This window comes from Agrobacterium vitis (genome assembly GCF_013337045.2).
In the GTDB taxonomy this organism is placed as follows: domain Bacteria; phylum Pseudomonadota; class Alphaproteobacteria; order Rhizobiales; family Rhizobiaceae; genus Allorhizobium; species Allorhizobium vitis_B.
This window is the reverse complement of sequence record NZ_CP118262.1, coordinates 257097-282633: the sequence shown is the minus strand read 5'-3', so window position 1 is coordinate 282633 and position 25537 is coordinate 257097. Positions and strand designations below refer to the sequence as shown.

The 25537-nt window shown below is 57.9% G+C and carries 21 protein-coding genes; 5 read left to right on the top strand and 16 right to left on the bottom strand.

Annotated elements, in window-relative coordinates; all coding sequences use genetic code 11:
- Positions 1 to 186: 186 nt before the first annotated feature.
- The 11 genes from G6L01_RS27170 to G6L01_RS27120 all read right to left on the bottom strand — a co-directional run bounded on the left by G6L01_RS27170 (position 187) and on the right by G6L01_RS27120 (position 13412).
- Positions 187 to 5274, bottom strand: coding sequence for a DEAD/DEAH box helicase family protein (locus tag G6L01_RS27170; RefSeq protein ID WP_174096575.1), 5088 nt, complete (start codon positions 5272 to 5274; stop codon positions 187 to 189).
- 144 nt (positions 5275 to 5418) lie between these two features.
- Positions 5419 to 6024 carry a DUF1419 domain-containing protein gene (locus G6L01_RS27165; protein WP_174096643.1) on the bottom strand — a complete coding sequence of 202 codons (606 nt, stop codon included), beginning with the start codon at positions 6022 to 6024 and terminating at the stop codon, positions 5419 to 5421.
- A 64-nt stretch (positions 6025 to 6088) separates the two neighbouring features.
- The gene (locus G6L01_RS27160) at positions 6089 to 7123 is read right to left on the bottom strand and encodes a DUF3991 and toprim domain-containing protein (protein WP_174096644.1); all 1035 of its coding nucleotides are present in this window, start codon (positions 7121 to 7123) and stop codon (positions 6089 to 6091) included.
- Positions 7124 to 7324: 201 nt separating this feature from the next.
- On the bottom strand, positions 7325 to 7501 hold the full coding sequence (locus G6L01_RS27155; protein WP_174096574.1) for a hypothetical protein: 177 nt from the start codon (positions 7499 to 7501) through the stop codon (positions 7325 to 7327).
- A gap of 325 nt (positions 7502 to 7826) precedes the next feature.
- The gene (locus tag G6L01_RS27150) at positions 7827 to 8027 is read right to left on the bottom strand and encodes a helix-turn-helix transcriptional regulator (RefSeq protein ID WP_174096573.1); all 201 of its coding nucleotides are present in this window, start codon (positions 8025 to 8027) and stop codon (positions 7827 to 7829) included.
- Positions 8028 to 8173: 146 nt separating this feature from the next.
- Positions 8174 to 9271, bottom strand: a complete 1098-nt coding sequence (locus G6L01_RS27145; RefSeq protein ID WP_234902244.1) for an alcohol dehydrogenase family protein — start codon at positions 9269 to 9271, stop codon at positions 8174 to 8176.
- Positions 9272 to 9347: 76 nt separating this feature from the next.
- On the bottom strand, positions 9348 to 10031 hold the full coding sequence (locus G6L01_RS27140; RefSeq protein ID WP_174096572.1) for an NAD(P)H-dependent oxidoreductase: 684 nt from the start codon (positions 10029 to 10031) through the stop codon (positions 9348 to 9350).
- Between the two features lie 64 nt (positions 10032 to 10095).
- Positions 10096 to 10638 (bottom strand): TetR/AcrR family transcriptional regulator, encoded by a 543-nt coding sequence (locus G6L01_RS27135; RefSeq protein ID WP_174096571.1) that lies wholly within the window; start codon positions 10636 to 10638, stop codon positions 10096 to 10098.
- 375 nt (positions 10639 to 11013) lie between these two features.
- Entirely contained in the window at positions 11014 to 11496 is a 483-nt protein-coding gene (locus G6L01_RS27130) for a UPF0262 family protein (protein ID WP_174096570.1), read from the bottom strand.
- A 46-nt stretch (positions 11497 to 11542) separates the two neighbouring features.
- The gene (locus G6L01_RS27125; protein WP_174096569.1) at positions 11543 to 11722 is read right to left on the bottom strand and encodes a hypothetical protein; all 180 of its coding nucleotides are present in this window, start codon (positions 11720 to 11722) and stop codon (positions 11543 to 11545) included.
- A 103-nt stretch (positions 11723 to 11825) separates the two neighbouring features.
- The gene (locus G6L01_RS27120; RefSeq protein ID WP_174096641.1) at positions 11826 to 13412 is read right to left on the bottom strand and encodes an isocitrate lyase; all 1587 of its coding nucleotides are present in this window, start codon (positions 13410 to 13412) and stop codon (positions 11826 to 11828) included.
- 120 nt (positions 13413 to 13532) lie between these two features.
- On the opposite strand from G6L01_RS27120, the gene G6L01_RS27115 reads away from it, so the two are divergent.
- Positions 13533 to 14936, top strand: a complete 1404-nt coding sequence (locus G6L01_RS27115) for a helix-turn-helix domain-containing protein (protein ID WP_174096568.1) — start codon at positions 13533 to 13535, stop codon at positions 14934 to 14936.
- A 108-nt stretch (positions 14937 to 15044) separates the two neighbouring features.
- On the opposite strand, the gene G6L01_RS27110 is transcribed toward G6L01_RS27115, so the two are convergent.
- Positions 15045 to 15974, bottom strand: coding sequence for a LysR family transcriptional regulator (locus G6L01_RS27110; RefSeq protein ID WP_174096567.1), 930 nt, complete (start codon positions 15972 to 15974; stop codon positions 15045 to 15047).
- Positions 15975 to 16098: 124 nt separating this feature from the next.
- Between G6L01_RS27110 and G6L01_RS27105 the strand changes: the two genes are divergently transcribed.
- Entirely contained in the window at positions 16099 to 16560 is a 462-nt protein-coding gene (locus tag G6L01_RS27105; RefSeq protein WP_174096566.1) for a YybH family protein, read from the top strand.
- 147 nt (positions 16561 to 16707) lie between these two features.
- On the opposite strand, the gene G6L01_RS27100 is transcribed toward G6L01_RS27105, so the two are convergent.
- From G6L01_RS27100 to G6L01_RS27085, 4 genes are all read right to left on the bottom strand, one after another.
- A complete protein-coding gene (locus tag G6L01_RS27100; RefSeq protein WP_427832972.1) occupies positions 16708 to 17631 on the bottom strand; it encodes an alpha/beta hydrolase family protein in 924 nt (307 codons plus the stop codon).
- A gap of 359 nt (positions 17632 to 17990) precedes the next feature.
- Positions 17991 to 19214, bottom strand: a complete 1224-nt coding sequence (gene arsK / locus G6L01_RS27095; protein ID WP_174096564.1) for an arsenite efflux MFS transporter ArsK — start codon at positions 19212 to 19214, stop codon at positions 17991 to 17993.
- A gap of 351 nt (positions 19215 to 19565) precedes the next feature.
- Complete coding sequence (locus G6L01_RS27090; protein ID WP_174096563.1) at positions 19566 to 21230, bottom strand: electron transfer flavoprotein-ubiquinone oxidoreductase; 1665 nt, start codon at positions 21228 to 21230, stop codon at positions 19566 to 19568.
- 29 nt (positions 21231 to 21259) lie between these two features.
- Entirely contained in the window at positions 21260 to 22048 is a 789-nt protein-coding gene (locus G6L01_RS27085) for an SDR family oxidoreductase (RefSeq protein ID WP_174096562.1), read from the bottom strand.
- 293 nt (positions 22049 to 22341) lie between these two features.
- Here G6L01_RS27085 and G6L01_RS27080 point away from each other — a divergent pair, with 293 nt between their 5' ends.
- From G6L01_RS27080 to G6L01_RS27070, 3 genes are read left to right on the top strand one after another with little or no spacing between them, the layout of a single operon-like run.
- The gene (locus G6L01_RS27080) at positions 22342 to 23139 is read left to right on the top strand and encodes an IclR family transcriptional regulator (RefSeq protein ID WP_174096561.1); all 798 of its coding nucleotides are present in this window, start codon (positions 22342 to 22344) and stop codon (positions 23137 to 23139) included.
- A gap of 15 nt (positions 23140 to 23154) precedes the next feature.
- Positions 23155 to 24315 (top strand): acyl-CoA dehydrogenase family protein, encoded by a 1161-nt coding sequence (locus G6L01_RS27075; protein ID WP_174096560.1) that lies wholly within the window; start codon positions 23155 to 23157, stop codon positions 24313 to 24315.
- A gap of 34 nt (positions 24316 to 24349) precedes the next feature.
- Positions 24350 to 25528: an acyl-CoA dehydrogenase gene (locus G6L01_RS27070; RefSeq protein ID WP_174096559.1), complete on the top strand. Its 1179-nt coding sequence runs from the start codon at positions 24350 to 24352 to the stop codon at positions 25526 to 25528.
- Positions 25529 to 25537: the final 9 nt, after the last annotated feature.

The window sequence follows — 25537 nt, the reverse complement described above, 5'->3', positions numbered from 1 at the left end:
CTAGATCTCGGCGGAGAACAAAAAAATGGGCCTGCGGAAAACCGCGGCCCATGAAGTATGGAGATCTAAAACCTCCAGAGGGGAACAGCTGCTGCGACGGAACTGTGAGGTGACCGCCATATGCATCAGCTGAAGGCGTTATGCCTGCATTTTGACCAACAGGAAAACATTTATTGTGCAACCCAGCTATGCAGCTGCCGCGACGGTCTCGTTGTCTCCCGACAGTTGAGCCTCGATTGCCCGCAAATTCAGCCGCTTTTCCTTCAGGTCGTCTTCGAACGCGAAAGCGCCTCCGTCTCGGGAACGGTAGGAAACCAATCGCCGCTCGGCGTCTTCAAGCCGCCGGCGATACTGGTGCTGTTCCTCGTCAAAGCCACTGAGTGCGTGCTCCAGCCGCGAGATGGCACCGAGCGGCGTGACCGTGATCGCCAAATCGATCTCGTAGTCTGCGCCGGTGCGCTGAAGCAGCGTGTCGTACCGATAGCCGTCGCCCTTGCCGAAGCGCTCCCCCTCATAAACGAGATCGAAGCCGCCGATCGTTGCCAGATGCAACTCCCCTTCCTGTTGAAGCTGGAGCAGGGTGAGGATTTCCTTCATCAACGCCCGGCCGGCCTCCTTGCGCTCGGCATATTCCTGGCCGAGTACCACCATCGTAAAGGCATCGCAGCCGCCCGGCCGTAGCCGCGCGATGTCTTGGCCGACCTCGCCGATGCGCCGGGTCGAGACCTCGATTTCTCGCTCGGCGTCCCTCATCTGGCGACGGACCGCATATTGGTCGTCCTCATGCGCCGCCCGCAGCCGTTCAAGCCTGGCAATGTCCGCCTCGAGCCCTGCCTTCTGCATCAGGCGCTCGTCGCCGGACGCGATGGCCTTGGCCATGGCGAACTGATTGGCGGCGCCCTGACCGATGTCTTCGAGCCGACGGATCGATGTGTCGCCGGATAGGGCCGCAGCGATGAACCGGGCCTTGCGTTCGTTGTTCTGCCACATCGAGGCGTCGAGCGAACCCTCTGTGGCATAGGCGAAGATATCCACTTCCTCATGCTGGTTGCCCTGGCGGACGATCCGTCCTTCTCGCTGCTCGATCTGAGACGGCAACCAAGGGACGTCGAGATGATGGAGCGCCTTAAGACGAAGCTGGGCGTTAACGCCGGTGCCCATCGTCTCCGACGAACCGATCAGGAAACGGACCTTGCCAGCGCGGACGTCCCCGAACAGCCGCTGCTTGGCTTCGGTCTTCTTGTAGTCCTGCATGAATGCGATCTGCGATGCCGGCACGCCGAGCCGGATCAGTTCGTCTCGAATGAAGCGATAAGCTGAGAAGCCGCGGGACTTTTCGACATTAAGGGTGCCGAGATCGGAAAAGATCATCTGCGCCGCCCCCGGAAGATCGAAGTCCTTGCCATCGGGGCGTCGGTAGACGCCATCGCCCGTTTCCTTCCAGATCCGACAGGCGTTTCGGACGAGAAGATTGAGCTTGTTTCCCTCCTCGTTGTCGGCATCGGGGATGACGAAGCGCAGGTCGATCGCCGCATGGCGTCCATCAGTGATGACGGACAGCAGGATATCGTCACCCGGCTTGACCGGTCCCTCACGCTGCTCGATCGCCTTGATGCGCGCGTCGAGCATCTGCTGATAGGTCTTGAACAGCGCCGTCGGCTTGGCCGTCAGGATCTGCCGGCGCCCGGTGGAGATGTTTGGGACTTTTACATACTGCCTGAGATCCTCCGGCATGACGACATCAGCGAAGGACCGGAACATGGCGATCAGCTCTGGCACATTGACGAAGGAGGCGAAGCGGCTCACGGGCTTGTATTTGCCGGATGGCTGGATTTCGAGCTCGGTCGTCGTGTCGCCGAAGCAGGAGGCCCAGGCATCGAACTCATGCAGCCCGCGTTCAGCGAGTGCTGCATGGCCGAGCAGGCGCTGGATCGAGAACATCTCGCCGAGCGTGTTGGTAATCGGCGTGCCCGACGCCAGCACCAGCGCGCGGCCGGGATTCCTCGTCTCGATATAGCGGGATTTGACGTAGAGATCCCATGCCCGCTGCGAGCCGTTCGGGTCGATGCCCTTCAGCGTCGACATATTGGTGGCGAAGGAGAGTTTGCGGAATTCCTGCGCCTCGTCGACGATGATCTGGTCGATGCCGATTTCGGAGATGGTGAGAATATCATCCTTGCGGGTGGCGAGACCTTCGAGCCGCTCCTGCAGTCCTTCCTTCAACCGCTCGAGCCGCTTGCGCGAAACGCGGTCCTCGCTATCGGCCTTGGCCATCAGGTCTTCGTAGAGCTGCAGCTCGTCCTGGATCATTTCCTGCTCAAAGGCAGGCGGCACGGCGATGAACCGGAACGCCGAGTGCGTGATGATGATCGCATCCCAGGTGGCGGTGGCAGCCCGCGATAGGAAGCGGGCCCGCTTGTCCTTGGTGAAGTTGGTCTCGTCAGCGACGAGAATACGAGCATTGGGATAGAGCGCCAGGAACTCGCGGGCAGCCTGCGCCAAGCAATGGCCGGGCACGACCAGCATGGCCTTGGCGATCAGTCCAAGCCGGCGCTGCTCCATGATGGCCGCCGCCATCGTCATCGTCTTGCCCGCGCCGACGGCATGGGCAAGATAGGTCGAGCCATCGGCAATGATCCGCCAGATGCCGCGTTTCTGATGCCCATAAAGAACAAAGGCGCCAGAGGCGCCGGGAAGTTTCAGGTGGGAGCCGTCGAATTTCCGCGGCGCGATGTTGTTGAAACGGTCATTGTAGTCGCGGGCCAGCCGGTCGGTTCGATCTGGATCGGTCCAGACCCAGTCCTGGAATGCCTGCTTGATCCTTTGGAGCTTGTCGCGCGCGGCTTCGGTGTCGACGACGTTGAGAACCCTGCGCTCGCCATCGGCATCTTTGAAGGTGTCGAAGATCTGGGGAGCCCGGCTGTTCAGGGCATCGGCCAACAGGTCTCCGGCATGGCGGCGGCTCGTTCCCCATTCCGACGTGCCGGCGGCGCTGTATCCAAGCTGCCGAGCCTCCACCGTCCAGGATCCGAGTTCCGGCATATGGTGGATGCGGATGTCGGCTTGCATCTTCTCTTTGACGAAGGCAACGACATCGGCGGCCGGTATCCATGGTGCTCCGAGCCGGGCGGTAATGTCGGAGGGGCGAAGATCGGCCGGTTGAACAACTTGCAGAGCAAGCATGTTGCTCTCATAGGACGGATCAAGCTCGGCTGCGGCCTGCGCGGCGGCGAGCTTGGTACGGACTGCGCCTGAAAGATAAGCATCGGCTGTCTGCCAGGATCCGTCAGCTGGGTCGCGGAACACCTCGTCGCCTAGATCAGCAATCACTGTGGACACGTCGAGATGCAGCAGTTCGGCGATATGATCGAGGTCGACATGGCCGCGTTCGTTGAGCACGACCGCCAACGCATCAGCCGCGTTGGTGATGAGAGGCGGCATCGGCGGAGCGATCACACGGGTAGCGAATATCGGACCCGGCTTCGCCGTGTCGGTCTCGAGATTGTAGTCCTCGATCGAGGCGACCAGCCAGCAATCCGGATCGTCTAAGAAGGGTTGCAGGTTCGGTCGGCGATGCGTTTCCCGCACCTCAGCCGTCTCCGCGTCCTCCTGGATCGAAACAGTCGTATGGTTGATCGGCCCGAAATCGCGCACAAAACTCGACCAGGCGATGCGCATCCGGACCTGAGCATCGCGCCAAGGTCGATCGGACTCCTGGCATCGCAATACCTCGCGCACAGCGTCGCGGATTGGGATCAGCTTGGTGACGATCCGCACGTGCTTTTCCGACAGGCCATCACCTGTGCGACCTTTTCGCATGGTAATCGCCACCGGCGCACCGTCGATCATCTGCATGAGACCGTGGGCCTTGTCGATGAAGAAGCTTCCCTCCCGTATCCTGGTCGTGTTCGGTTTGAGACCGACGAAATCGCCAAGTTCTGCCTCATGCTCGATGTCAATCGGCGTCGGCTCGCCGTCATATTGGCCTGCGGGAAGCCGGGCGATGGCGGCGCCGAGCGCGGCCTCGAAATCCTGATCGGATGAAGCGATGCATGTATAGGTTTCGCCGAACGGGCCGGACGTTGTCGAATGGCTGCCCAGCACAAACTCGGGATGGCGCGCAAGCCAGCGATTGATGCGGATCGGTTCGGCGTCGGGGCTGGGAGGGCGAACCTCCTCCAGTTCCAACCACGAGAGATCGCCGGCCTCTTCGCCAACCTTGCGTTTACGGAAGAAGACAATGTCCACGACGACATCCGTGCCGGCGTCGTGGCGAAAACTGCCTTCGGGCAAACGGATGGCGCCGATCAGGTCGGCCGACTTGGCGATATGCTCGCGCGCCGTGCCGTCCACTTTGTCGAGCGCCCCATGCGTCGTGACGAAGGCAGCAAGCCCGCCGGGTTTGAGGAGATCGATCGACCGGGCGATGAAATAGTCATGCAGGCGAAGTCCAAGTCTCCGATAGGCGCGGTCGGAACGGACGGTCCGATCGGAGAAGGGGGGATTACCGATCGCCAGATCGAAGATCGGTGAGAGCTCGGTGCGCGCGAAATCGCCGTTGATGATCCTGGCCTTCGGCTGCAGCAAGCGAACGATACGTGCCGTGACCGGGTCGAGTTCGATGCCGGTGAAGAAACTCTCTCCCCGCAATTCCTGTGGCGTCAGCGCCGGGAACAGGCCGGTCCCGATACCTGGCTCGATCACGCGGCCGCCGCGCCAGCCGAGACGCAGCAATCCTGCCCAAATCGCGCGGATGATCCCTTCAGGCGTGAAGTGCGCATATTGAGTGCAGCGCGCGAGCGACGCGTAGTCGGCCTGCGAGACGGCGCTTTCCAGTGAAGCCGCGATCTCGTCCCAACCCTTTCGGAACGCGGTTTCGCCGGGGCGGCGGAACATCGCGTTCGCCAACTCACTGGCGCCAAAGCCGGTGAAGCGGATCAGTTGCGTCTGTTCTTTCTGTGTGGCGGGCCGATCCCGTTGTTCTATCGCCTGAGCAATCAGGATGGCTGCGATATTGGCGCGAGCGCGATCCCGCCAGGACGCGGCAAGGCCTCGGTCGTCATTGAGGTGGAAGTTGGAACGCTGACCCTGCGGGCGGGGGTGTGAACTGGTCGGTGCCACCTTGGCAGGGGCGGGCGCTGGTGGCGTCGGATCCGGCTCGTCATCGTTTGCCGCATCAGGTGCGGGGCCTCCGAAGCCTGTGATGCCAAGATCGAGCGTGGTGGAGAGCGCGTTGTTGCCGAACATGTCGAGTGAAAAGGGATCGCTGCTCATATGATGAAACTCCTGGTGAGGGTGCAACATTCCGCTCTGCCAGCGGGGGCAGGTCGAAGTGCGCAGAGGATGGGAATGCGGCTGGGCCGATTGTCGGCGAGTTCGGCCGCTCATCGCGACCGGTTGTGACGGCTGTCGCTCCGCTCAAGCGGCGATGGAGACGGGGAGGTGCCTTAAATGCACAGGAAGCTTGGCGGAGATTTCGTCGTCCGTCAGATCGTCGAGCAGTTTCAGGAACGTGCCCTCCTTGCCGCCGTAGAGGACAACAGTGCGATGCCCACGGTTGCTTTGGGGCCATCGATCGCCCGCATAGCCGCGATAGTCGTCAGCCGTGATGCTCCAGATATGCTCCAGTCGCTCTCCCCGGGACATTGACCCAACCGGTCGACTTTCCCGCTCAACGATTGCCACGCGCATATGCTCGACGGCGGAGTGGTCGGACAGGTCGCAATAGCCGTGGAAGTGGCGGATGACCCCATCGATACGCGAGGTGAAGAACACGGACGTCACAGAGTCGGTCAGGAACTCACGCATGGCGAACATTGATCCGCGGATCCAAAGTGGCGGGAGGATCTCGAACATATAATCGTGCTCGGCCTCAGCGATCTCGAACCATTCCCCGGCATAGAGATGTGAAGGATCGCCGTCCCAAGGGTCCGGTCGCTGGCCATGACGGTCGAACATGCGGAACATTTGCTGGCGTGTTGCCACACCCTGGAAAACCTTGCGGATTGTGGGAGAGGGGTTCATTTGCGGCTCCTTGAGATATGTCCAGACCGAAGAGAACACCGTCGTCACGACCATGCTTTTCTCTTCAATCCTCCATGACATGTCCCGGGCCGCCGGCATCGTGTCCGCCCGGGTCAAGGGCCGGGGCAGCCGGGCGAAGCTTCCCTTGATGCGGGCGGCGCGAATGCGGCACGCCGTTCTTTTTCCTCTCCCTTTCCCACTTCTCCCTCTCCTGACATTTCAGGACCTCATTCCAGTCGTCCGCCGGCGGTCGGAGACGCAACCAATCGCATCCAGCCTGTGCGGCCAGCTCACGAAGCCTGTGTGCATAGGCCTCTCCTTGGCGATTGGCGTCGGTTGCCGCGACCAGTTGCACGTCCGGGTGCCGAGCCAGATGTCGCAACGCTGTGTCGGTATTCGGTGACCACCCGCCGCCGGTGCTGAGATAGAGGGTGCCTTCTCGCATCCCTTCGATCGCAGCGAGGCTCATGGCATCGATCGCCGCTTCCGTCACACAAAGCCGATGGGCGCCGGATGGGCCGAGCCGGAACAGAACCTTCGCGCCGCCTGTCGCAAAGCCCCGCCAATCCGGGCCGCGTTCTTCCCAGCCACAGATGTTACCGTCCTCATCAACATGACCGGCCCACATGCTTCCGTAAGGACCCTCACGAAGTATGCCCTGGCTGATGGCACCCTTCAGAATTTGTGCCGATATTAAACGCCTGAACCGCAGGTACTGCCACGTGTCCGATGTTGGCCAAGGAGCCCGACGCGATACCCATCGATCATGGATCGTCGCCGTGGCTGTTTTTGTTGGTGTTTCTTTCGCCTGCGCCGGCTCTACCGACCGGAAGCCGATTAGACCTGCGACACGGTCCAACGCCTCCAGGAAGCCGCCTCCATCGACGTGTGCAACAAGCGAGAACACGTCACCCTTACCGTCGCTCAGGGGATCGAACCAACCTTGGCCACCGTGGGTGACAATAACGATCTCACCCCCACGGCGGTATTTCACAGCCCGAAGGGTACTTTCCTTCAGATCGATCGCAAAGCCCGATGTTTCTAAAACAGCTCCGCACCCGACCCGTTCGCGGATCTCGTCAATATCTCTTCGCTTCATCATCTTTCCGATCGCATGGCGATCGTCCCTTCCTGATTTCCTTTCCGCACGCTTCGCGGACCCTTCCCGTCCGGCGCGAAGAGCAAAGGCGGCAAGGGCGGGGTTGGCAATTGGTGAATCCTGCAAAGGATTCGCCAGCCCTGGCGCAGCTTCCCTTGCCACCGCTCGCTCGCAAGCGGCAGCCGAAACGGCAAAGACGGCTCAATGAGCCGCCCAGGGAAAGAACTCGTGCACGATTTCGAGGTCGTCGCTGGCGTCGATCTCGTCGGAGGGCAGGACGCCGTATTCACCGTCGACTGCAAAGACGGTGACCGGGACCATCAGGTCACGGGATAGTTGGAAGGCGTGGGACTGTGCGAGGGAGAGATCGTGCGACATGTGAGAGGGCTCCATTCGGGAGCGGGCCAATTCCCGCTCGATGGCTCCTCAAAAGGCATGGTTACGGTCGCGATCACCGCGAAGGCGAAAGCCGAGAGCGGCCGCAGCTTGCTAGCGGACCCTTCACGGGTTGATCGTGGAAGATCCGAAACCAGGCCAGGACGCCATTACTGAAAAGCGGGATTGGACTGCTTCCGAGAGACAGAATTGCGTGCGGCATAAAGGTTTCGCTAAGAGTGCGTTCGCGGCCAGCAGTCTGGTGCGCGTCCGTCTCGGCGCGCTGGTGCTAGGTGGCGATCTGGGAACTGACGGTAGTATTCTGAAGTCAATCGATGCCAAAAAGATCCGCTTTTTCTATTGCCTCCTTGATCGAGTGGACATCTAAATGGGCAAGTGCAAGTTCAAGGCACTTCTCGATTTCGGCAACGGCTTTGCCCTCCAGTGCGGCGATTTCGCCGACCGTTCTGCCTCGAGAGATCCATCGAAGGCATGTCTTTTCAAGCGGGGATAAAATCTGATTCTTCATACATAAGTAGCCCATTCGTAATGTTATAACATATTGCATAAGTTCTATTATGGAACTATCCGTTGTGAACCATTTCACCATCCGGTTAGCCCCGTATCAAAACACGTCCGCACGATCCCGTGGCTGAAAGACTTTGGAAGTCCTCCTCATGCCGGGATCTCAAGAACGATTTTGCCAACAAAAGATTTGGACAAGAATGCCTTCTGTGCTTCGGCGATTTCATGAAGTGGAAAGGTCTTCGAAATGCATGGACGAATTTCGTTGCGCTGAATGTATGCGACGAGATTTTCAAAGACGACGTCGTCCTGGAAGGTGCAGCCGAAGAAACTCAGGTCCTTAAGGTAGAGATCGCGGACGTCGAGCTCAACAAGCGGACCGGCAATCGCGCCAGCGACTACATATCGGCCGCCTTTCCTGAGCACATCGAGCAATGCTCGGAATCCTGGGCCGGCAGCAACGTCAAGGGCGACATCCACGGTTTCCTTGCCAAGTTTGCTGACCAAATTTTCATGACGGCCAATGACCGTGTCGGCTCCCAGTTCGAGAAGCAAAGCGGCCTTATCTTGTCCGGCAATGGCCGTCACATAAGCACCTCGCCGCTTCGCGAGCTGAATGGCAGCAGACCCTACGCCGCCGGAAGCGCCGGTTATAGCCACATGCTCCCCGTCCCGCACGTTCGCGCGGTGAAGCATTCCTTCTGCGGTCGAATACGCGCAAGGAATTGAAGCGAGCTCGATGTCGCTCCAATCACAGTTTACCGCGTAGGTTTCTTTCGAAGGCGCCTTTGTATACTGAGCGAATCCGCCGTCGCACTCCGAGCCAAACGTCCAGCATTCGTAGGGACGATAATCAACGTAAGAGCGCAGCATATTGCGAACGAGTACCCGCTCGCCAATACGATCCGGGTCGACGCCATTCCCGACCGCCACGATTTGTCCGCAGCAGTCAGCTCCCTGAATTCTGAGAAACGCGAGCGGTAGGCCGGACCAGCTCGCATCGTCATTCTGCGCTAATGGGAAACCGTCCTGCGCCCTACTCGCTGTGCCGGTGGTAACGCTCTTGGAGTACCAGCCGACACGCGTGTTGATGTCGGTATTGTTGACACCCGCGGCCAAGACGCGGATCAAAACCTCCCCCGCAGCGGGTCTTGGGACCGGGATATCCATTCGAAATTCGAGTTTCTCAAAGTCCCCGTGCCCCACAAGCAGCACGCCCTGCATCGTCGTGGGCAAATCCTCTGCCATCCGGGACCGTCGGCGTGGAACGACTGTGCTCATGACGTTTATCTTTCTGAATACATGGTTTGTTGAACGCAGGGAGTTAAGCGCCGAGCGAACGCGATAAATGTGATCCGGCACGAAGGTGTTCTTCTTTGGCGTTTTTCACCATGCGCTCCGGCGATAGGAACGCCTTTGCAATCTCGCGCACCTGCACAAAACCTTCGGTGCGGTTCGGTGCGTTATGATCACCTTCAACGTCATAGATGAGATGGCTTTCAACGTCCGCTAGGCCGCAGTAAGCAAAGGTCCCGACGTCGATCTGCGTCTTCATTGCCTCACCATACCCGTACTTGTCGTAGGTCCGCTTGGTCGAGCCTGCTATCCCGATCAACGTCGTGGGAATATTTCCGAGAAGGGACGTTGGCGGCTCCTTGCCGCGGTCTTCCACCCCCGCGCCAAATTGATACGCCCAACCACCCGTGAAAACGCGCTCTATCCATCCCTTCATCATCGCCGGCATCCCCCACCAATAGACCGGAAATACAAAGGCGAGCCTATCTGCTGTCTCGACCCTGTGATGCATCGCAGCAATTTCGTCAGGGACCGGTCCGCCCCAAAAATGGGCGTGGTCCTCGCGAGTGAAGCGAGGATCGAAGTTCTCCTGATGAAGATCCAGGATATCCACCGAGTAACCGGCCTGCCTAAACGGTTCGTGGAAGGCGTCCATGACCGCGGCCGGGTATTTGTCGGCGAAGGGATGCGAAAAAACAGTTAGGAGATGCATGGTGTTGGCTCCGACTATGGTAGAGCATTTGACTGAAGTCGCGCTACATCGAACAAGTTTGGCGCTAGCTGGCACCGCTGCGTCCGAGCGTTGCGTTTTCGATGAGTATGGTGGCTGCGAAGCGCGCTGCCCGGATGGCACTCGTTCCGCGATAAGCTGCAGCGGAGGTCGCACCTTCGAACAGCACGAGGATCTGCTCGGCGAGCGCGTGGCGCCCGCTACCGACCTGAGCCTCTACAAGATGGTTGATAAGAATGCTGAGCCTTTTCCTATAATCCGCAACTGCTTCCGAAACTTCGGGAACTTCCCCGCCCGTCTCACGCTCGGCGCGCAGAAAAAGACATCCCCGGGCTCCCAGGGCATTCGTCCAGGTTTCGAGCGCAACAAATAGCTCATCCACGGACAGCACATTCATTTCGTTGAAAAAGCGGCGGCATCGTTCACCGAGAACTGCCGCGATGAGCGCTGTCTTGCTGCCCGCGTGTTTATAGAACGTCCTGCTGGAGACCTGCGCAGCCTCTGTCAACCGGTCCACCCCGGTTGCGGCGAAGCCGTGATGATCGAACATGCGTTCCGCACTGGAGACGATTCGGGATTTTATGTTCATGGCCCTATGTAAAACGTTCGTTGTACAAAGGCAATATTACTGGGCTTTCCGGATGTGGGTTTTTTCTTTCCCTCGAGAGCGGATGGACGATGATGCCGCGCAGTTCGGTGTTGATGCCTGACAACCACGCGGCGGCATCACTGAACCCGCTTGTGCTCGTCTGGCGACTGCTAGGGGATTCCAGTCCGGGAGGGGTCCAAGTTCCTTGAGGCGGCATTAAAGGACCTCTTTTTCTAGGTCTGGCGATTATCAACGTTCCCCGCCAAAGTCGTTCGTGGCGGGTACGATACGATCCACCGGTCGAGGACGGATGTCGTGGTCGGTGGTCGTATCGGACCGATTCCTACATAATTCGGGGGTTATTCCCGCAGTCAGCTAAATCAAAATTTTTTCCAATTGGGCTGCAGCTATGATTGTGAACAGCCGGCGTGCAGTGCCCAGGTCGATCCGCACCTTCGACCCGAGCCGCTCCCTCAGGAGTTGAGAAGCTTCATCATGTGTCGCTCGCCGCCCCATATCGAGGGTCTCGAGACGCCGCGCGTCTCCGTTTGCTGCAGCTTCATAGTGTACTTCGCACATCGCTACGTAATCGCGGATGGCCCGACGCAGCGGACCGGCTGACATGAAATGTGAAACAATGGGAGTACCGCGAGCATCGGACACATGAAATGTAAGTCTGCCACCCCGTGTCGAAATGACGAGACAATAAGGTCCAGACTCGCGGTCGACCAGTTCGAAATAGCTTTCCTCGACAAGATCCGCGATGGCTGCGGCCTGTTCAATGACAACGCCGCGGTTCGCCCTCGTGCCGTCATGCTCAACCTGAACTGCACAAAGCCGGTTCAAGGTTTCGGTCATTCGCGGCTCCTGTTGTCGTAAAACTCGCCAGTCTTCAAAGACCGTGTCAGCTTATTCGTCCGAGCCTGTGGTAAAGGTTGGAGTACTTGACCGCCTCCGGTTTGCCCTTCACCTCTTGAAGGTAGTGCGCGACTGCTGCCTGCAGCAGCTTGAAATCCTCGGGCGAAAAGACGGCCCTTGAACGCTTCGGCTCGGATGGATGGGGTTTGGACGATTCTTCGGACATAGAGTTTGCTCCCTTTAGACCTGACGCACGAGAGCGTCGCTTGATCGTGTCGTGTGGCGGAGCGCGCCTCCTCCGGCGCGCTCCGCATGGATGCCGCCGAAGCTCAGGCGGCGAACTGGTTCATTGTGTTGTGGCTGCCGCCGGCCTTGAGAGCGGCTTCGCCGGCGAAGTATTCCTTATGGTCGTCGCCGAGATCGGAGCCGGCCATGTTCTGGTGCTTGACGCAGGCAATACCCTCGCGGATTTCCTTGCGCTGGACGTTTGCGACATAGCCGAGCATTCCCGCATCACCAAAATATTCCTTGGCGAGATTGTCGGTTGACAAAGCGGCCGTATGATAGGTCGGCAGCGTAATCAGATGATGGAAGATTCCAGCGCGCTTGGCTGCATCGCGCTGGAAGGTACGGATTTTGTCATCCGCTTCGAGAGCAAGGTCCGAAACATCGTAATCGACGCTCATCAACCTGGCGCGATCATAGTCCGAGACGTCCTTGCCGGCCTTCTGCCAGGCGTCGAAGATCTGCTGGCGGAAATTCAGCGTCCAGTTGAAGGATGGCGAATTGTTGTAGACGAGCTTGGCGTTCGGAATGACTTCGCGGATACGATCGACCATGTCGGCAATCTGCTCGATATGCGGCTTTTCTGTTTCGATCCACAATAGGTCGGCTCCGTTCTGTAACGAGTTGATACCGTCAAGGACGCAACGGTCAGCTCCCGTCCCTTCGCGGAACTGGTAGAGATTAGATGCCAAACGCTTTGGACGCATGAGTTTGCCGTCGCGGTTGATGATAACATCGCCGTTTAGGCTTGAAAGATCGTCGACGTCCTCGCAATCCAGGAAGGAATTGTAGAGGTCACCGATATCGCCCGGCTCCTTGCTGAAGGCAATCTGCTTGGTTAGACCGGCGCCGAGCGAGTCGGTGCGCGCGACGATCACACCATCGGGGATGCCGAGTTCAAGGAAGGCATAACGGCAGGCGCGGATCTTTGCGACGAAATCCTCATGTGGAACGGTGACCTTGCCGTCTTGATGGCCGCATTGTTTCTCGTCGGAAACCTGGTTCTCGATCTGCAGAGCGCAGGCACCAGCTTCGATCATCTTCTTGGCGAGGAGGTACGTGGCCTCCGCGTTGCCGAAACCAGCATCGATGTCGGCGATAACCGGAACAACATGCGTTTGATAGTTGTCGACGGCATCAAGGATCTGCTGCTCCTTAACCCGGTCGTTGGCGTTCCGCGCCGCGTCCGCGTCGCGAAACATCATGCCGAGTTCTCGGGCGTCCGCCTGGCGAAGGAAGGTGTAAAGTTCCTCGATCAGCGCCGGGACACTCGTCTTTTCGTGCATCGACTGGTCCGGAAGCGGCCCAAATTCCGAGCGCAAGGCGGCAACCATCCACCCCGACAAATACAGGTAGCGGCGGTCGGTTGTTTTAAAATGCTTCTTGATTGAGATCAGTTTCTGCTGCCCGATGAAGCCGTGCCAGCAGCCGAGCGACTGGGTGTATTTCGAAGGATCGGCATCGTAGGCCTCCATATCCTTGCGCATAATCGTTGCGGTATATCGAGCAATATCCAAACCCGTTTGGAATCTGTTCTGAAGCCGCATACGTGCCACGGCTTCGGCATTGACGCCCGTCCAGTTGCTCTTGATGATCGTGGCTGCATTCTCGACTTGGTTCTTATACGACATGGTTCCTCCGCACGCTTGTTGCACCGCAGAAGAATTATCTTCAGCGCCGACAGAAGCCAGCACTCCTTTGTAACGTTGTCATACTTTACATGCTTTGTTTGTCATGTTGTAATGGTATGTATGGATCGGCATGGAGTTTATATAGGACCACGTTTGAGGCGTCTCCGACGCGACCTTGGTCTGACGCAAGTTCACATGGCGTCGGATCTGGAAATTTCGCCCTCCTACATCGCTCTCATGGAGCGCAATCAGCGTCCCGTGACGGCGGAGATGCTTCTGCGCCTAGCGAAAACCTATAAGATCGATTTCTCGGAACTTTCCGACGGTTCTGGTCGCGACACGGTCGCTCGCCTGCAATCGGTCGTACGGGACCCGATTCTAAGCGACGTTGACTTCGACGCTCTCGAGATCGGCGACGTGGCCAGCAGCTTCCCTGGATTTGCGGAAGCACTGCTAAGATTGCACCTGGCTTATAAGGAAGCGCAATTTGCTCTGGCCGACGTCAACGAAAGGTCCTCCAGTGATGCGTCCGACGGCACAAATGATCCTGTAGCTGCCGTTCGGAGCTTTTTGTCAACAAGGCGCAATTGCTTTCCCGTTCTCGATACGGCGGCGGAAAAGCTCGCCGTCAAGGTGGGCGAGACGGGCGGTCTTGTCTGCTACCTAAAGCAACATCACAATCTCCGAGTCAGACGAATGCCATCGAGCGTCATGGCCGGCTCCCTCCGCAGGCTGGACTGGCATCGGAAGGAAATCCTGCTCAGCGACACGCTCGATGGTGCCAGTCAAAATTTTCAGCTTGCGCAGCAACTTGCCTATCTAGAGTTCGAAGAGGATATCAAGCTAGCCCTCGCAGAAGGCCAGTTTCCGAACGAGAATTCGCTACGACTAGGACATCGTGCTCTGGCCGCATATTGCGCGGCGGCCTTGCTGATGCCCTATGCCACATTTGCCCGTGCCGCTGAGACACGTGGGTATGATATCGAATCCATCGCACGGCAATTTGGTACGAGTTTTGAGCAGACGGCCCACCGGATGACGACTCTTCAGAAGCCGGGTCAGGAACACGTACCTTTCTTCTTTATTCGCGTCGATGCCGCAGGCAATGTCTCGAAACGCCTGAACAGTGGCACCTTTCCATTTGCGCGGCATGGCGGCGGCTGCCCTCTCTGGAGCGTTTATCAAGTATTCTCGGCGCCGCGACGGGTCGTCACGCAATGGCTCGAACTCCCCGATGGGCAGCGCTTCTTTTCGATCGCCCGAACTGTAAGTTCCGGTGGCGGGGCCTACGGCCAGCCCCATGTGGAACGAGCCGTCGCCTTGGTGTGCGAGGCTAACCATGCTGACCGGCTCGTCTACAATCGCAATCGCTCATCGAACGAGATTCCCACCCCTATCGGGATCGGTTGCCGCCTCTGTCACCGCATCGAATGCCCGGCCCGATCGGAGCCGCCGATCGGGCGTCAAATCTTAGCCGATACCTTCCGTCGAATGGATGCGCCGTTTGGTTTCTCGGACGCCTAGTCGTTCTTCGCCCGAGCGCTGCGTGTATATACTCTATGGACGTCGGGCTTCGGCTATGCACCTTTTTTGCATACTGCAAGCGTGAAACAAGGTTATTTGGCACGTCGATCAGAAACGAAGCGCGCGTAATTGCTTGCGAAGCCACATAGAAGCTGGGTCAAGGTCGGTGCGATCATGCCAGATGAGGCAATAAGCAAAATTGCCGGCAGGGGGAAAATCGATAACCTGAACCCGGGCTGTTTCCGCAATGAGCATTGCCACACGTTTTCCCATGCATAATACATGCTCTGACTTTCTAACAAGCATTGGCCCGGCCAGAAAATAGGGCGTGAGGAACGATCCGAACTGCGATTGGTCACCAAGGTCGGTCAGCGGATCGTCAACGGCGCGTCGGACGCCATCGGGGTAGGTAAGCAGGACCCGCGGCAGCTCCATCAGCATTTGTAACGGAACTTGTCCCTCCGTGTCACGGTAATCCAATATGGGATGATCATCCCGAACAACGCATGCGAAACTCTCCTCAAAGAGATGCTGCTTCTGGAAGCCGGCCGCCAAAGAAGCATCTGTGTAGAGGGCGAAGTCGAGTCTTCCTTCCTCTAAGTCAGTGAAGGTTGCGCCACTGAAATGATGGACGTCTAAAGAAACGCCGGGGGCATGCTCGGCGATTTTGCTCGCCAAGGGAGCCAGCACGACGGCCGCGCCATAGTCGGTTGTCGCGACCCTGAACGTCTTTCTTGACGAACCGGGGTCGAAGCTGCCGGCAGAAAACATCAGTTCCGCGATTGATAGAAGATTACCCAGCACAGGAAGCGCGGCCGTTGCCCGCTCCGTTAGGACATATCGACCCGACGCGCGCACAACCAGCGGATCATCGCCCAGCGCTCGGCGCAGTTGACTAAGCAGCCGACTGGCAGCCGGCTGGCTTAGCCCGAGTTCTTCACCAGCGAGGGTGACGCTACGGGTCTCCAGCACTAACGCGAGAAATTTCAACGCCCGGAGATCAATGTGACCGTAGCCTGCCGTATTTGATTTTTGCATGGGACTTATCTTCTATTTATCATTTTCTGAATGTGCAAGTCAGCCATAGTGTCGCTCGTGTTGCAACCTTGCCGCCAACGCACAGCAAGAGCGCAATAAGAATCATCCACATGGAGAACGAGTAATGCCACTCATGGTAAAGGACATCGGGCCTACCGAAGATGTCGAGGCAATTCGAAATCAGAGACGGGGTTGGAAGGACGCTTTTGTCGCGAAGAACGTGGAGCAGATTCTTTCTTATTACGCTCCCGGCGACGAACTCGTGTCTTATGACATCATGCCACCTCTGGAATACTCCGGATTAGACGTATATCGCGAAAGCTGGAAGAATTTTTTTGGTGCATTCGAGGGTAGTCCAGGAATGGACAATAAGGACCTTCAGGTTAAATGCTCAGGCGATATCGCCTTCGCAACAAATCTTATCCGCCTACATGGAAAGATGAGTGGCCACGACGTGAGTATGTGGTTGCGCGAAACTTGCTGCATGCGCAAGATCGACGGCAAATGGCTTCTCGTCCACGACCATGTCTCGGTTCCGATGGATCTGAGCAACGGAATGGCACTGACGGGTCTTACGCCAACCTGAGTAGCTGGTGCGCCGCAAAAGGGCTCAGAGCACCCGTCTTTCCGTCACACATGACCAATATTTGAGGGCGCGTTCGATCGTGAACGCGTCCTCAGATGCAATCGGACGGCAAATTGGCATCCCGCGCATAAACGCGGGAGCGGGGTGTCAAAGGTAGGTCCGGAACCAATGCAAAATCGGCTCTGGGCGCCGCTGAAACTCGAGATAGCCATCCCATCGGGCCGTGGTACCCTCGACCCAGTGTAGCCGTTTTTCGGGGATCGGAATATTGTCAAAAAATGACTGCACGTCGTTCTGACGGGTCAGCATGTCGTCTTTAACCTGGAGCACATAGGTCGGCGTTCTGACGCTCTTTGCCCATTCCGGCGGCCTCATGTCGTTAAAACGAATGCTCGCCGCCAGGAATATCTCATCATCCAATTGACCCCAACGATCACCAAGGCCCATTATTTCCAGGATGCGAGCGTTGACGACGCCGACGGAAAGCGGCTGACATGCCACCATGCAGCGGACGTCTTCGAACTCTTGCGGCTGGCTATGCGCCGCAAAAAGCGTTGCATTCGCTCCATTGCACTTTGAAAACAAACCGATAGTCATGCCTTTGAGGTCACGGCGAGTGCGAGCATAGTTCATTGAACCGACCACATCGCGGGCCTCGAAGCGGCCGCCGCTGTTTAACCCACCATTCGCCCCGCCGCTCATGCCAAAGTTCCGCTCGTCGTAAGTCAGAACATTATATCCGGCATCATGAAGGATCTTGTAGTCGGAGACATAGTCGACCTCAAAATCGTTCCCCCCGAGCGCGCCCATGGAACGCCAAGGCTCAAGGTGAGAAGGAAAACCATAGCGGTTAAACGACATTGGATGATTGCAGATCACAAGCTTTTTCGAACCGGCAGAGGGTATGTACCACGCTTCGAGCGGCACGCCGTCCTGGGAGGGAAAGCTCACGCTTTCGAATTCGACGCCGTAGTCACCGGGTGTCTTGAGCAGGGGTGAGCGCATTGGATGCGCCCAGTGCTGCGCGATATTCTTGAGAACCTGGCCGATCTCTGACTCGGTCCGTGGAATGAGGGGTGTCATATGTTGTGATCCTCGACTTAGACAAGTTGAAACAGACTGGTCGACAAGCACAGGCTGCCTTGACCTGGGGCTGAGGTCGTTTCAACCGCGAGGCAGTTTTAGTAAGTGCTTCGTCGATCGTCTGACTAAAGTCCGGTCAATGCCGGCGTGATAAGTCCCGCAGGATTATCCCGGTCGACTAAATCGATGAATGACGATAATCCAGTACCGCTCATGCAAAAACCGGATGTGCTCGTTGGATGTCTTTGGCCATCACGAGCTAACGAAAAGTCCTTTTCCCGGCGCTGGTTTTGAATGGGAATCGAAGATCGGGTTTATACGCGAGTGCTCTAAAATGCAGGAGAGGGTTAGCCAACTCCTTTCACTCCCACACGTGTGATGTGGAAGAAACTAAACGCGGCCGCTCCCCCCAGTGACGCAGTGATCGCAAGTGTTGTCGAGGGACCTACAATGCCGAGCAAAAGCGCGAAAGCAAACGGCGCCATAGCCGAAACTATGAGTCGCGCAGACATGATCCTGCCTTGGCGGCGGCCGTAGCCTTCGCTTCCGAAAAGTGCAAGAGGCAAGGTTCCTGCGATGACGCTGAACAGTCCATTGCCACAACCAAATAAGACGGCGAAGGTCATCGCCCCAACTGGAGAGGGGGCGGTCAAACCAAGCACCCCGACCGATCCGGCCATGAGCACGGCAGCAAGGATCGCCAGAAGAAGAGGGCTGATATCGCGTCGAATCGCCATATTTGCAAAGCGGCTGCAGACTTGAGCAGGCCCAAATAAAGAGCCTACAAGTGCGGCCATCGATCCAAGACCAAGATCCGAAAGCATCGGAACCATATGTACTAGGATCGCCGCTGACATAAGCGAAAGCAAGCAAAGTCCGGATACCATGAGAACGAACCCGGCCGGTCGTGCATCCCCCATAAGCGAACCCGGCACGCTGACCTCCCGGAATCCGTCTTCTTTCGCCCGTTCCCTTTGCGCCATCCGCGCTAAGGCAAAATGAATTGGACAACAAATGAAGAAATTCAGCGCGGCGAAAATGAGGTAGATCTGCTGCCAGGAAAAGTGGGCGCTCAAGCTAGTCGTGAGCGGCCAAAATATCGTAGAGGCGAAACCAGCCATCAGAGTCAAAAAGGTAATGTTGCGCTGAGCCTTGATCGCATGAATTTGCACCAGAAGGGAGAAGGCTGCGCCGTAGAGTACAAAATTTGCAGCCACTTCGATACCTATCAGCGCGACGATGAAGAACGATCGACCCGGCGAAAGGGCTCCAGCAATCAGAGCCGCCGCTGCGGCGAACGAACCCGCCGTCATGATCCGCCCCGCGCCGAAGCGGTCTATCAATTGACCAAGCCATGGCGAAGAAAGACCGCCCACCAGCAGGGCTACCGAAAGAGCCCCGAACATCCATTCGACGGAGAGACCGAAATCATGCGCCATGGCAGGCGCGAGTATCCCGAACGAATAGTATAGGGTGCCGTACCCTATAATTTGCGTAATTCCGAGGCACATGACTGCCACTTTGGATATAAATTCGGGATCTCGACCGTAACAATTCCCACAAGAAGTCATCGGAATATGCCACTGAGGCTCTGGGAGGACAAGCTTGCTTCATAATACATTACGATGGCATCAGGATTGCTCTCGGTCTGCTCATCAATTTTTTCCGACCGACAATTTAAACAAGTTATCTTCTTCATCGTGATTTTCGTCTATCTTTCCTGTCGTCGCAGTGGATCTTCACATCCCGATCGAGATCCAACCCGGCACGGCGCCGAGCAGCCTTGCCTACGTCACCCGTCGCGCGGATCTGAAAGCGATCGGCTAGCCTGGAGGCGAAAGGCGTGGTGGCCAAGGGAGGTATGAAGAGCTCCTCGGTGAACACCATTGGTTTGCTTCCGGTCGTCGACGCCATCGGGCGAGCTACATGGTTGGATAGACCGGCCCTTCGCCGCCCTGCGGCGGCACCCAGTTGATGTTCTGGTTGGGGTCCTTGATGTCGCAGGTCTTGCAGTGGACGCAGTTCTGGGCGTTGATGACGAAGACATCCTCGCCGTCCTTTTCCACCCATTCATAGACGCCTGCAGGACAGTAGCGGGTCGATGGGCCAGCATAGATGTCGTGTTCGGACGACTTCTGCAGGGCCATGTCCTTGACCTTCAGGTGCACCGGCTCGTTCTCCTCGTGATTGGTGTTCGACAGGAACACCGAGGAGAGACGGTCGAAGGTGAGCACGCCATCCGGCTTGGGATAGGCGATCGGCGTGTGCATCGACGCCGGCTCCAGCGACTGGGCGTCGGTCTTGCCGTGCTTCAGCGTGCCGAAGAAGGAGAAACCGAACAAGGTGTTGGTCCACATGTCGAGACCGCCAAGCGCCACGCCGGCCGCCGTGCCGAGCTTCGACCACAGCGGCTTGACGTTGCGCACTCGCTTCAGGTCCTGGCCGATGGCGCTGTCGCGCCAGCCGTTCTCGATCTCGATGACCTCGTCATTGGCGCGACCGGCCGCAATCGCATCCGACAGTTTTTCGGCCGCGAGGATGCCGGACAGGAGCGCGTTGTGGCTACCCTTGATGCGCGGCACATTGACGAAGCCGGCCGAACAGCCGATCAGCGCGCCGCCCGGGAAGGTCAGCTTCGGCACCGACTGGTAGCCGCCCTCGGTGATGGCGCGGGCGCCATAGGTCAGCCGCTTGCCGCCTTCGAAGGTGCCGCGAATGGCCGGATGCGTCTTGAAACGCTGGAACTCCTCGAACGGATAGAGATAGGGGTTCTTGTAGTTGAGATGCACGACGAAACCGACGGCAACCAGATTGTCTTCCAGATGATAGAGGAACGAACCGCCGCCGGTCTTCATACCGAGCGGCCAGCCGAACGAATGCTGGACGAGACCCTGTTTGTGGTTCTCGGGCTTGACCTGCCACAGTTCCTTGATGCCGAGCCCGAATTTTTGCGGCTCGCGATCCTTCGAGAGATCGAATTTCGAGATCAGCTGCTTGGCGAGCGAGCCGCGCACGCCCTCGCCGATCAGCGTGTATTTTCCAAGAAGCTCCATGCCGTGGGCAAAGTTTGGACCCGGTTCGCCATTCTTCTCGACGCCCATGTCGCCGGTGGCAACACCGATGACGGCGCCTTGCTCGTTGTAAAGCACTTCGGTTGCGGCAAAGCCGGGATAGATCTCGACGCCGAGCGCCTCGGCCTTTTCGGCCAGCCACCGACAGACGAGGCCAAGCGAGACGATGTAATTGCCGTGATTGTTCATCAGCGGCGGCATTAAAAAGTTCGGCAGGCGGATCGAACCGGCGGGGCCGAGCAGCAGGAACTGGTCGTCCTTGACCTCGGTCTTGAAGGGATGCCCCTCCTCCGCGCGCCAGCCCGGCAAGAGCCGGTCGATGCCGATCGGATCGACCACCGCACCCGACAGGATATGCGCGCCGACCTCGGCCCCCTTTTCCAGGACGACGACGGACAGATCCGGATTGACCTGTTTCAGCCGGATCGCCGCAGACAGACCGGCCGGCCCGGCCCCGACGATCACAACGTCGAATTCCATTGCCTCGCGTTCAGGTACTTCTAAAACGTCAGTCATCTGTTCCGCCTTGAAAGGGCAAATCCGCTCTAGATCGACCTGGTAGCACCGCCATCGCAACGCACGATCGAGCCCGTAATGTAGCTGGCCTGGTTGCTGCAAAGAAACGCCGCCACCGATGCGAACTCATCAACACGCCCGTATCGGCCGACAGGAATTTGCTTTTCGGAATTTGCTCGAACGTCCTCGACAGGCTTGCCGGTCCGCTTGGCAGCTGCTTCGTTCAGCTGATTTATTCGCGCCGTCAGTATTGCGCCAGGAAGGAGAACATTGCTGGTGATCCCCTGGTCCGCGACCTCGGTGGCCAGTGTTTTACTCCAACCGACGAGCGCCGGACGCAATGTATTGGAAAGCGCCAAACTGTTGATCGGCTCGATGACCCCGGATGACGCAAGCGTCAGGACCCTACCCCATCCTTTCTTCTTCATGTCTGGCAACAATCTGTTTGTCAGATCGATGACGCGAACCACCATGGACATGAAAAAAAGTTGAAGCTGTTCAGCGGTCATCGCTTCGGCAGACCCTGAGGTCGGTCCACCTGTGTTGTTGACAAGGATGTCAATCGGTTTACCGCCCTGCGCAACGGCGCCCGCAGCGACCGAAACGAAACGCTCTTCGCTCAGATCGGCCTGAAACCAATCTGCGTGTCCCTCACCTTCCGAGTTTATTTGGGCACAGTTTTGAGCCAGATCGTCGGCACTTCGGCCGCAAAGCAAGACATTTGCTCCCTCCCTCGCAAGCGCAATGGCGACGCCGTGGCCTAGGCCACGCGATGAAGCGAGTACCAATGCCTGCTTGCTTTTGATGCCAAGGTCCATGAGTTACCTCCGGTTACGGTTTCCGCCGCGACGTTTGTTCCATAGGCTGATAATCTCGCGGGTTTTGGTGATTGATGAGGGCGACGCCCTATCTCATCTCACGCCATTGGCGAGCTTGCAGACAGTCACCGCTCCTCACTACACCTCTGCCGACGTCCCCGAATTTTCCGGGGTCGCCGGGCCTGTACTCGAACCCACAATCGCTAATTCCGCTGTGCGGTATTTAATTCCGCAACTTGACCTTAGCTTTAAACGACGTTATCGGTTTCATCAAGTGGGTTTGGGATGGTGAGATGAAGAAGCGTAGGGTCAACGAAGGTTCCGGCAGCGGCGGAGAGGTGTCCGATCGGCGCTTCGTTGAATCGTTGGCCCGAGGGCTGGAGGTTCTTCGGGCATTTCGACGCGGAGATCAGGAACTCTCCAACCAGGACTTTGCCGAACGAACCGGTCTTCCAAAAGCGACCATCTCGAGACTGACGTTCACATTGTCCAGCTTGGGATATCTTTCTTACAACTACTCGACAGGCAGGTATCGCTTGGATGCACCCGCCATGTCGCTTGGCTATGCATACCTTGCCGATCTTGGCGTGCGGCGTCTTGCCAAGCCGATGATGCAAGAACTTGCTGATTATGCCGGGATCCCAGTGGCGCTCGGTGCTCGGGACCAGTTTTCCATGGTCTATTTGGAGTGCTGCCGAAGTTCCGATGCCATTACGCTCGCGATTGAAGTTGGCGCTCATATCAAGCTTGCAAGCAGTTCACTTGGACGCGCTTACATCGCGGGCCTCAGCGATGCCGCTCGCCTCGCGCTACTGGAAGCTCTGAGTGATCACGAGGGCGAAAACTGGCCGCAGGTGGAAGAGCAGATCTTGGAATCCATCGAGACCTACAGGCAGTTCGGATACTGCCTTTCTGTTGGACAATGGAAGCACGACGTCAATTCAGTCGGTGTTCCTTACCGGCCCAGCGATGGTACGCCGATCATGGCGTTCAATTGCGGCGGCCCTTCATTTTTGGTCGACCAGAAGCGACTGGTTGACGATATCGCTCCCCGGCTCGTCGACCTTGTTCGGCGGCTTGAAGCTCAATGATACGGCGGAGACCAGATGGCGCTCGACGCTGAGACCATGAACCATCTCATCGACACGACAGCCCGCTTCGTTCGCGAAAAGCTGATGCCGCTCGAGGCGCAGGTGGCGCGAGACGATGTTATTCCGGAAACGATCAAACATCAGTTCCGGGAACTTGGGTTCTTTGGCTTGGCAATCCCCGAAGAGTACGGCGGGCTCGGTCTGAACATGGTCGAGGAGGCCCGTGTGGCAATTGAACTCGGGCGCACTTCGCCTTGTTTTCGCTCGCTCATCGGAACCAATAACGGCATTGGGTCCCAAGGCATCATCATGGGCGGAACGGAGGAGCAAAAGCGAAAATATCTACCAATGTTGGCGCGAGGAGAGCTGATTAGCTCATTTGCCCTCACTGAGCCCGAGGCAGGTTCGGATGCATCCTCGTTACAGACAACTGCGGTCAGGGACGGAACCGACTATGTGATAAATGGCACAAAGCGGTTCATCACCAATGCACCGCATGCCGGCTTGTTCACTGTGTTCGCTCGCACGTCAAATTTCACTGAATCGAAGGGCGAAATCAGCGCTTTTCTGGTCGAGGCTCCCACCGGCGGCTTATCCCTGGGGCCTATCGACAAGAAAATGGGGCAAAGCGGTTCCCATACTTGCGATGTCATCTTCGACGATTGCCGGGTTCCCGCTACCGCGCTTCTGGGCGGCGTTGAAGGAGCCGGCTTTCGCACTGCGATGAAGGTGTTGGATCGAGGCCGACTGCATATATCTGCGGTCTGCGTTGGCATGGCGGAACGTCTAATTGCAGACAGTCTTGCCTATGCGATGCAGCGAACGCAGTTCGGACAACCCATCGCCGATTTTCAGCTCATACAGGCAATGCTGGCTGACAGCCAAACAGAAGCCTACGCGGCGCGTTGCATGGTACTGGAAACGGCTCGCTTGAAAGACCTGGATGTATCGGTTTCTACGGAGGCAGCCGCCTGCAAGCTGTTTGCGAGTGAAATGGTCGGCAGGGTTGCCGATCGAGCTGTCCAGATTTTCGGCGGAGCGGGCTACATGACCGACTTCGGAATCGAGCGCTTTTACCGCGATGTCCGGCTTTTCCGGATCTACGAGGGAACGTCCCAAATTCAGCAGTTGGTGATCGCTCGCAACATGATCCGCAATGCAAAGAACGCCACCTGAAGGGTGGCAAGGTTAACAATATCGAGGAGATACGATGAGCACTTTCACGTGGACCGACGCCTTCCTGCTGGACGAACAACTCTCCGAAGACGAACGGATGATCCGCGATGCGGCGGCCAGCTTCGCCAAGGCTGAACTCGCACCGCGCGTCAATGAAGCCTATCTCGACGAGACGACCGACAAGGACCTCTTCAAGCTGATGGGCCAGACCGGCCTGCTCGGCGTGACCCTGCCGGAGGAATACGGCGCCGCCAATGCCTCCTACGTCGCCTACGGCCTCGTCGCTCGCGAGATCGAACGTATCGACAGCGGCTACCGCTCGATGATGAGCGTGCAGTCGTCGCTGGTGATCTATCCAATCTTCGCCTACGGTTCCGACGAACAGAAGAAGAAGTATCTGCCCGGCCTTGTCTCCGGCGAGCTGATCGGCTGTTTCGGCCTGACCGAGCCGGATGCCGGTTCCGATCCAGGCGGCATGAAGACCCGCGCCGAAAAGATCGAAGGCGGTTATCGGCTGCGCGGTTCGAAGATGTGGATTTCCAACGCCCCGATCGCAGACGTCTTCGTCGTCTGGGCAAAATCGGAAGCCCATAACAACGAAATCCGCGGTTTCGTGCTCGAAAAAGGCATGAAGGGCCTTTCGGCGCCGAAGATCGGCGGCAAGCTGTCGCTGCGCACCTCGATCACCGGCGAAATCGTCATGGACAGCGTGGAAGTCGGCGAGGACGCGATCCTGCCGAACGTGTCCGGGCTCAAGGGTCCCTTCGGCTGCCTCAACCGCGCCCGCTACGGCATTTCCTGGGGCGTCATGGGCGCCGCCGAAGACTGCTGGTTCCGCGCCCGCCAGTATGGCCTCGACCGAAAGCAGTTTGGCAAGCCGCTCGCCGGCATGCAGCTTTACCAAAAGAAGCTCGCCGATATGCAGACCGAAATCACGCTTGGCCTGCAGGCATCGCTCCGCGTCGGCCAGCTGATGGACCAGCACAAGATGGCCCCAGAAATGATCTCCATCGTCAAACGCAACAATTGCGGCAAGGCGCTGGATATCGCCCGCCAGGCCCGCGACATGCACGGCGGTAACGGCATCCAGATCGAGTACCACGTCATGCGCCATTCGCAGAACCTGGAGACGGTCAACACCTACGAAGGCACGCACGACGTCCACGCGCTGATCCTTGGCCGAGCTCAGACGGGCATCCAAGCGTTCTTCTAAAGCGTGTAT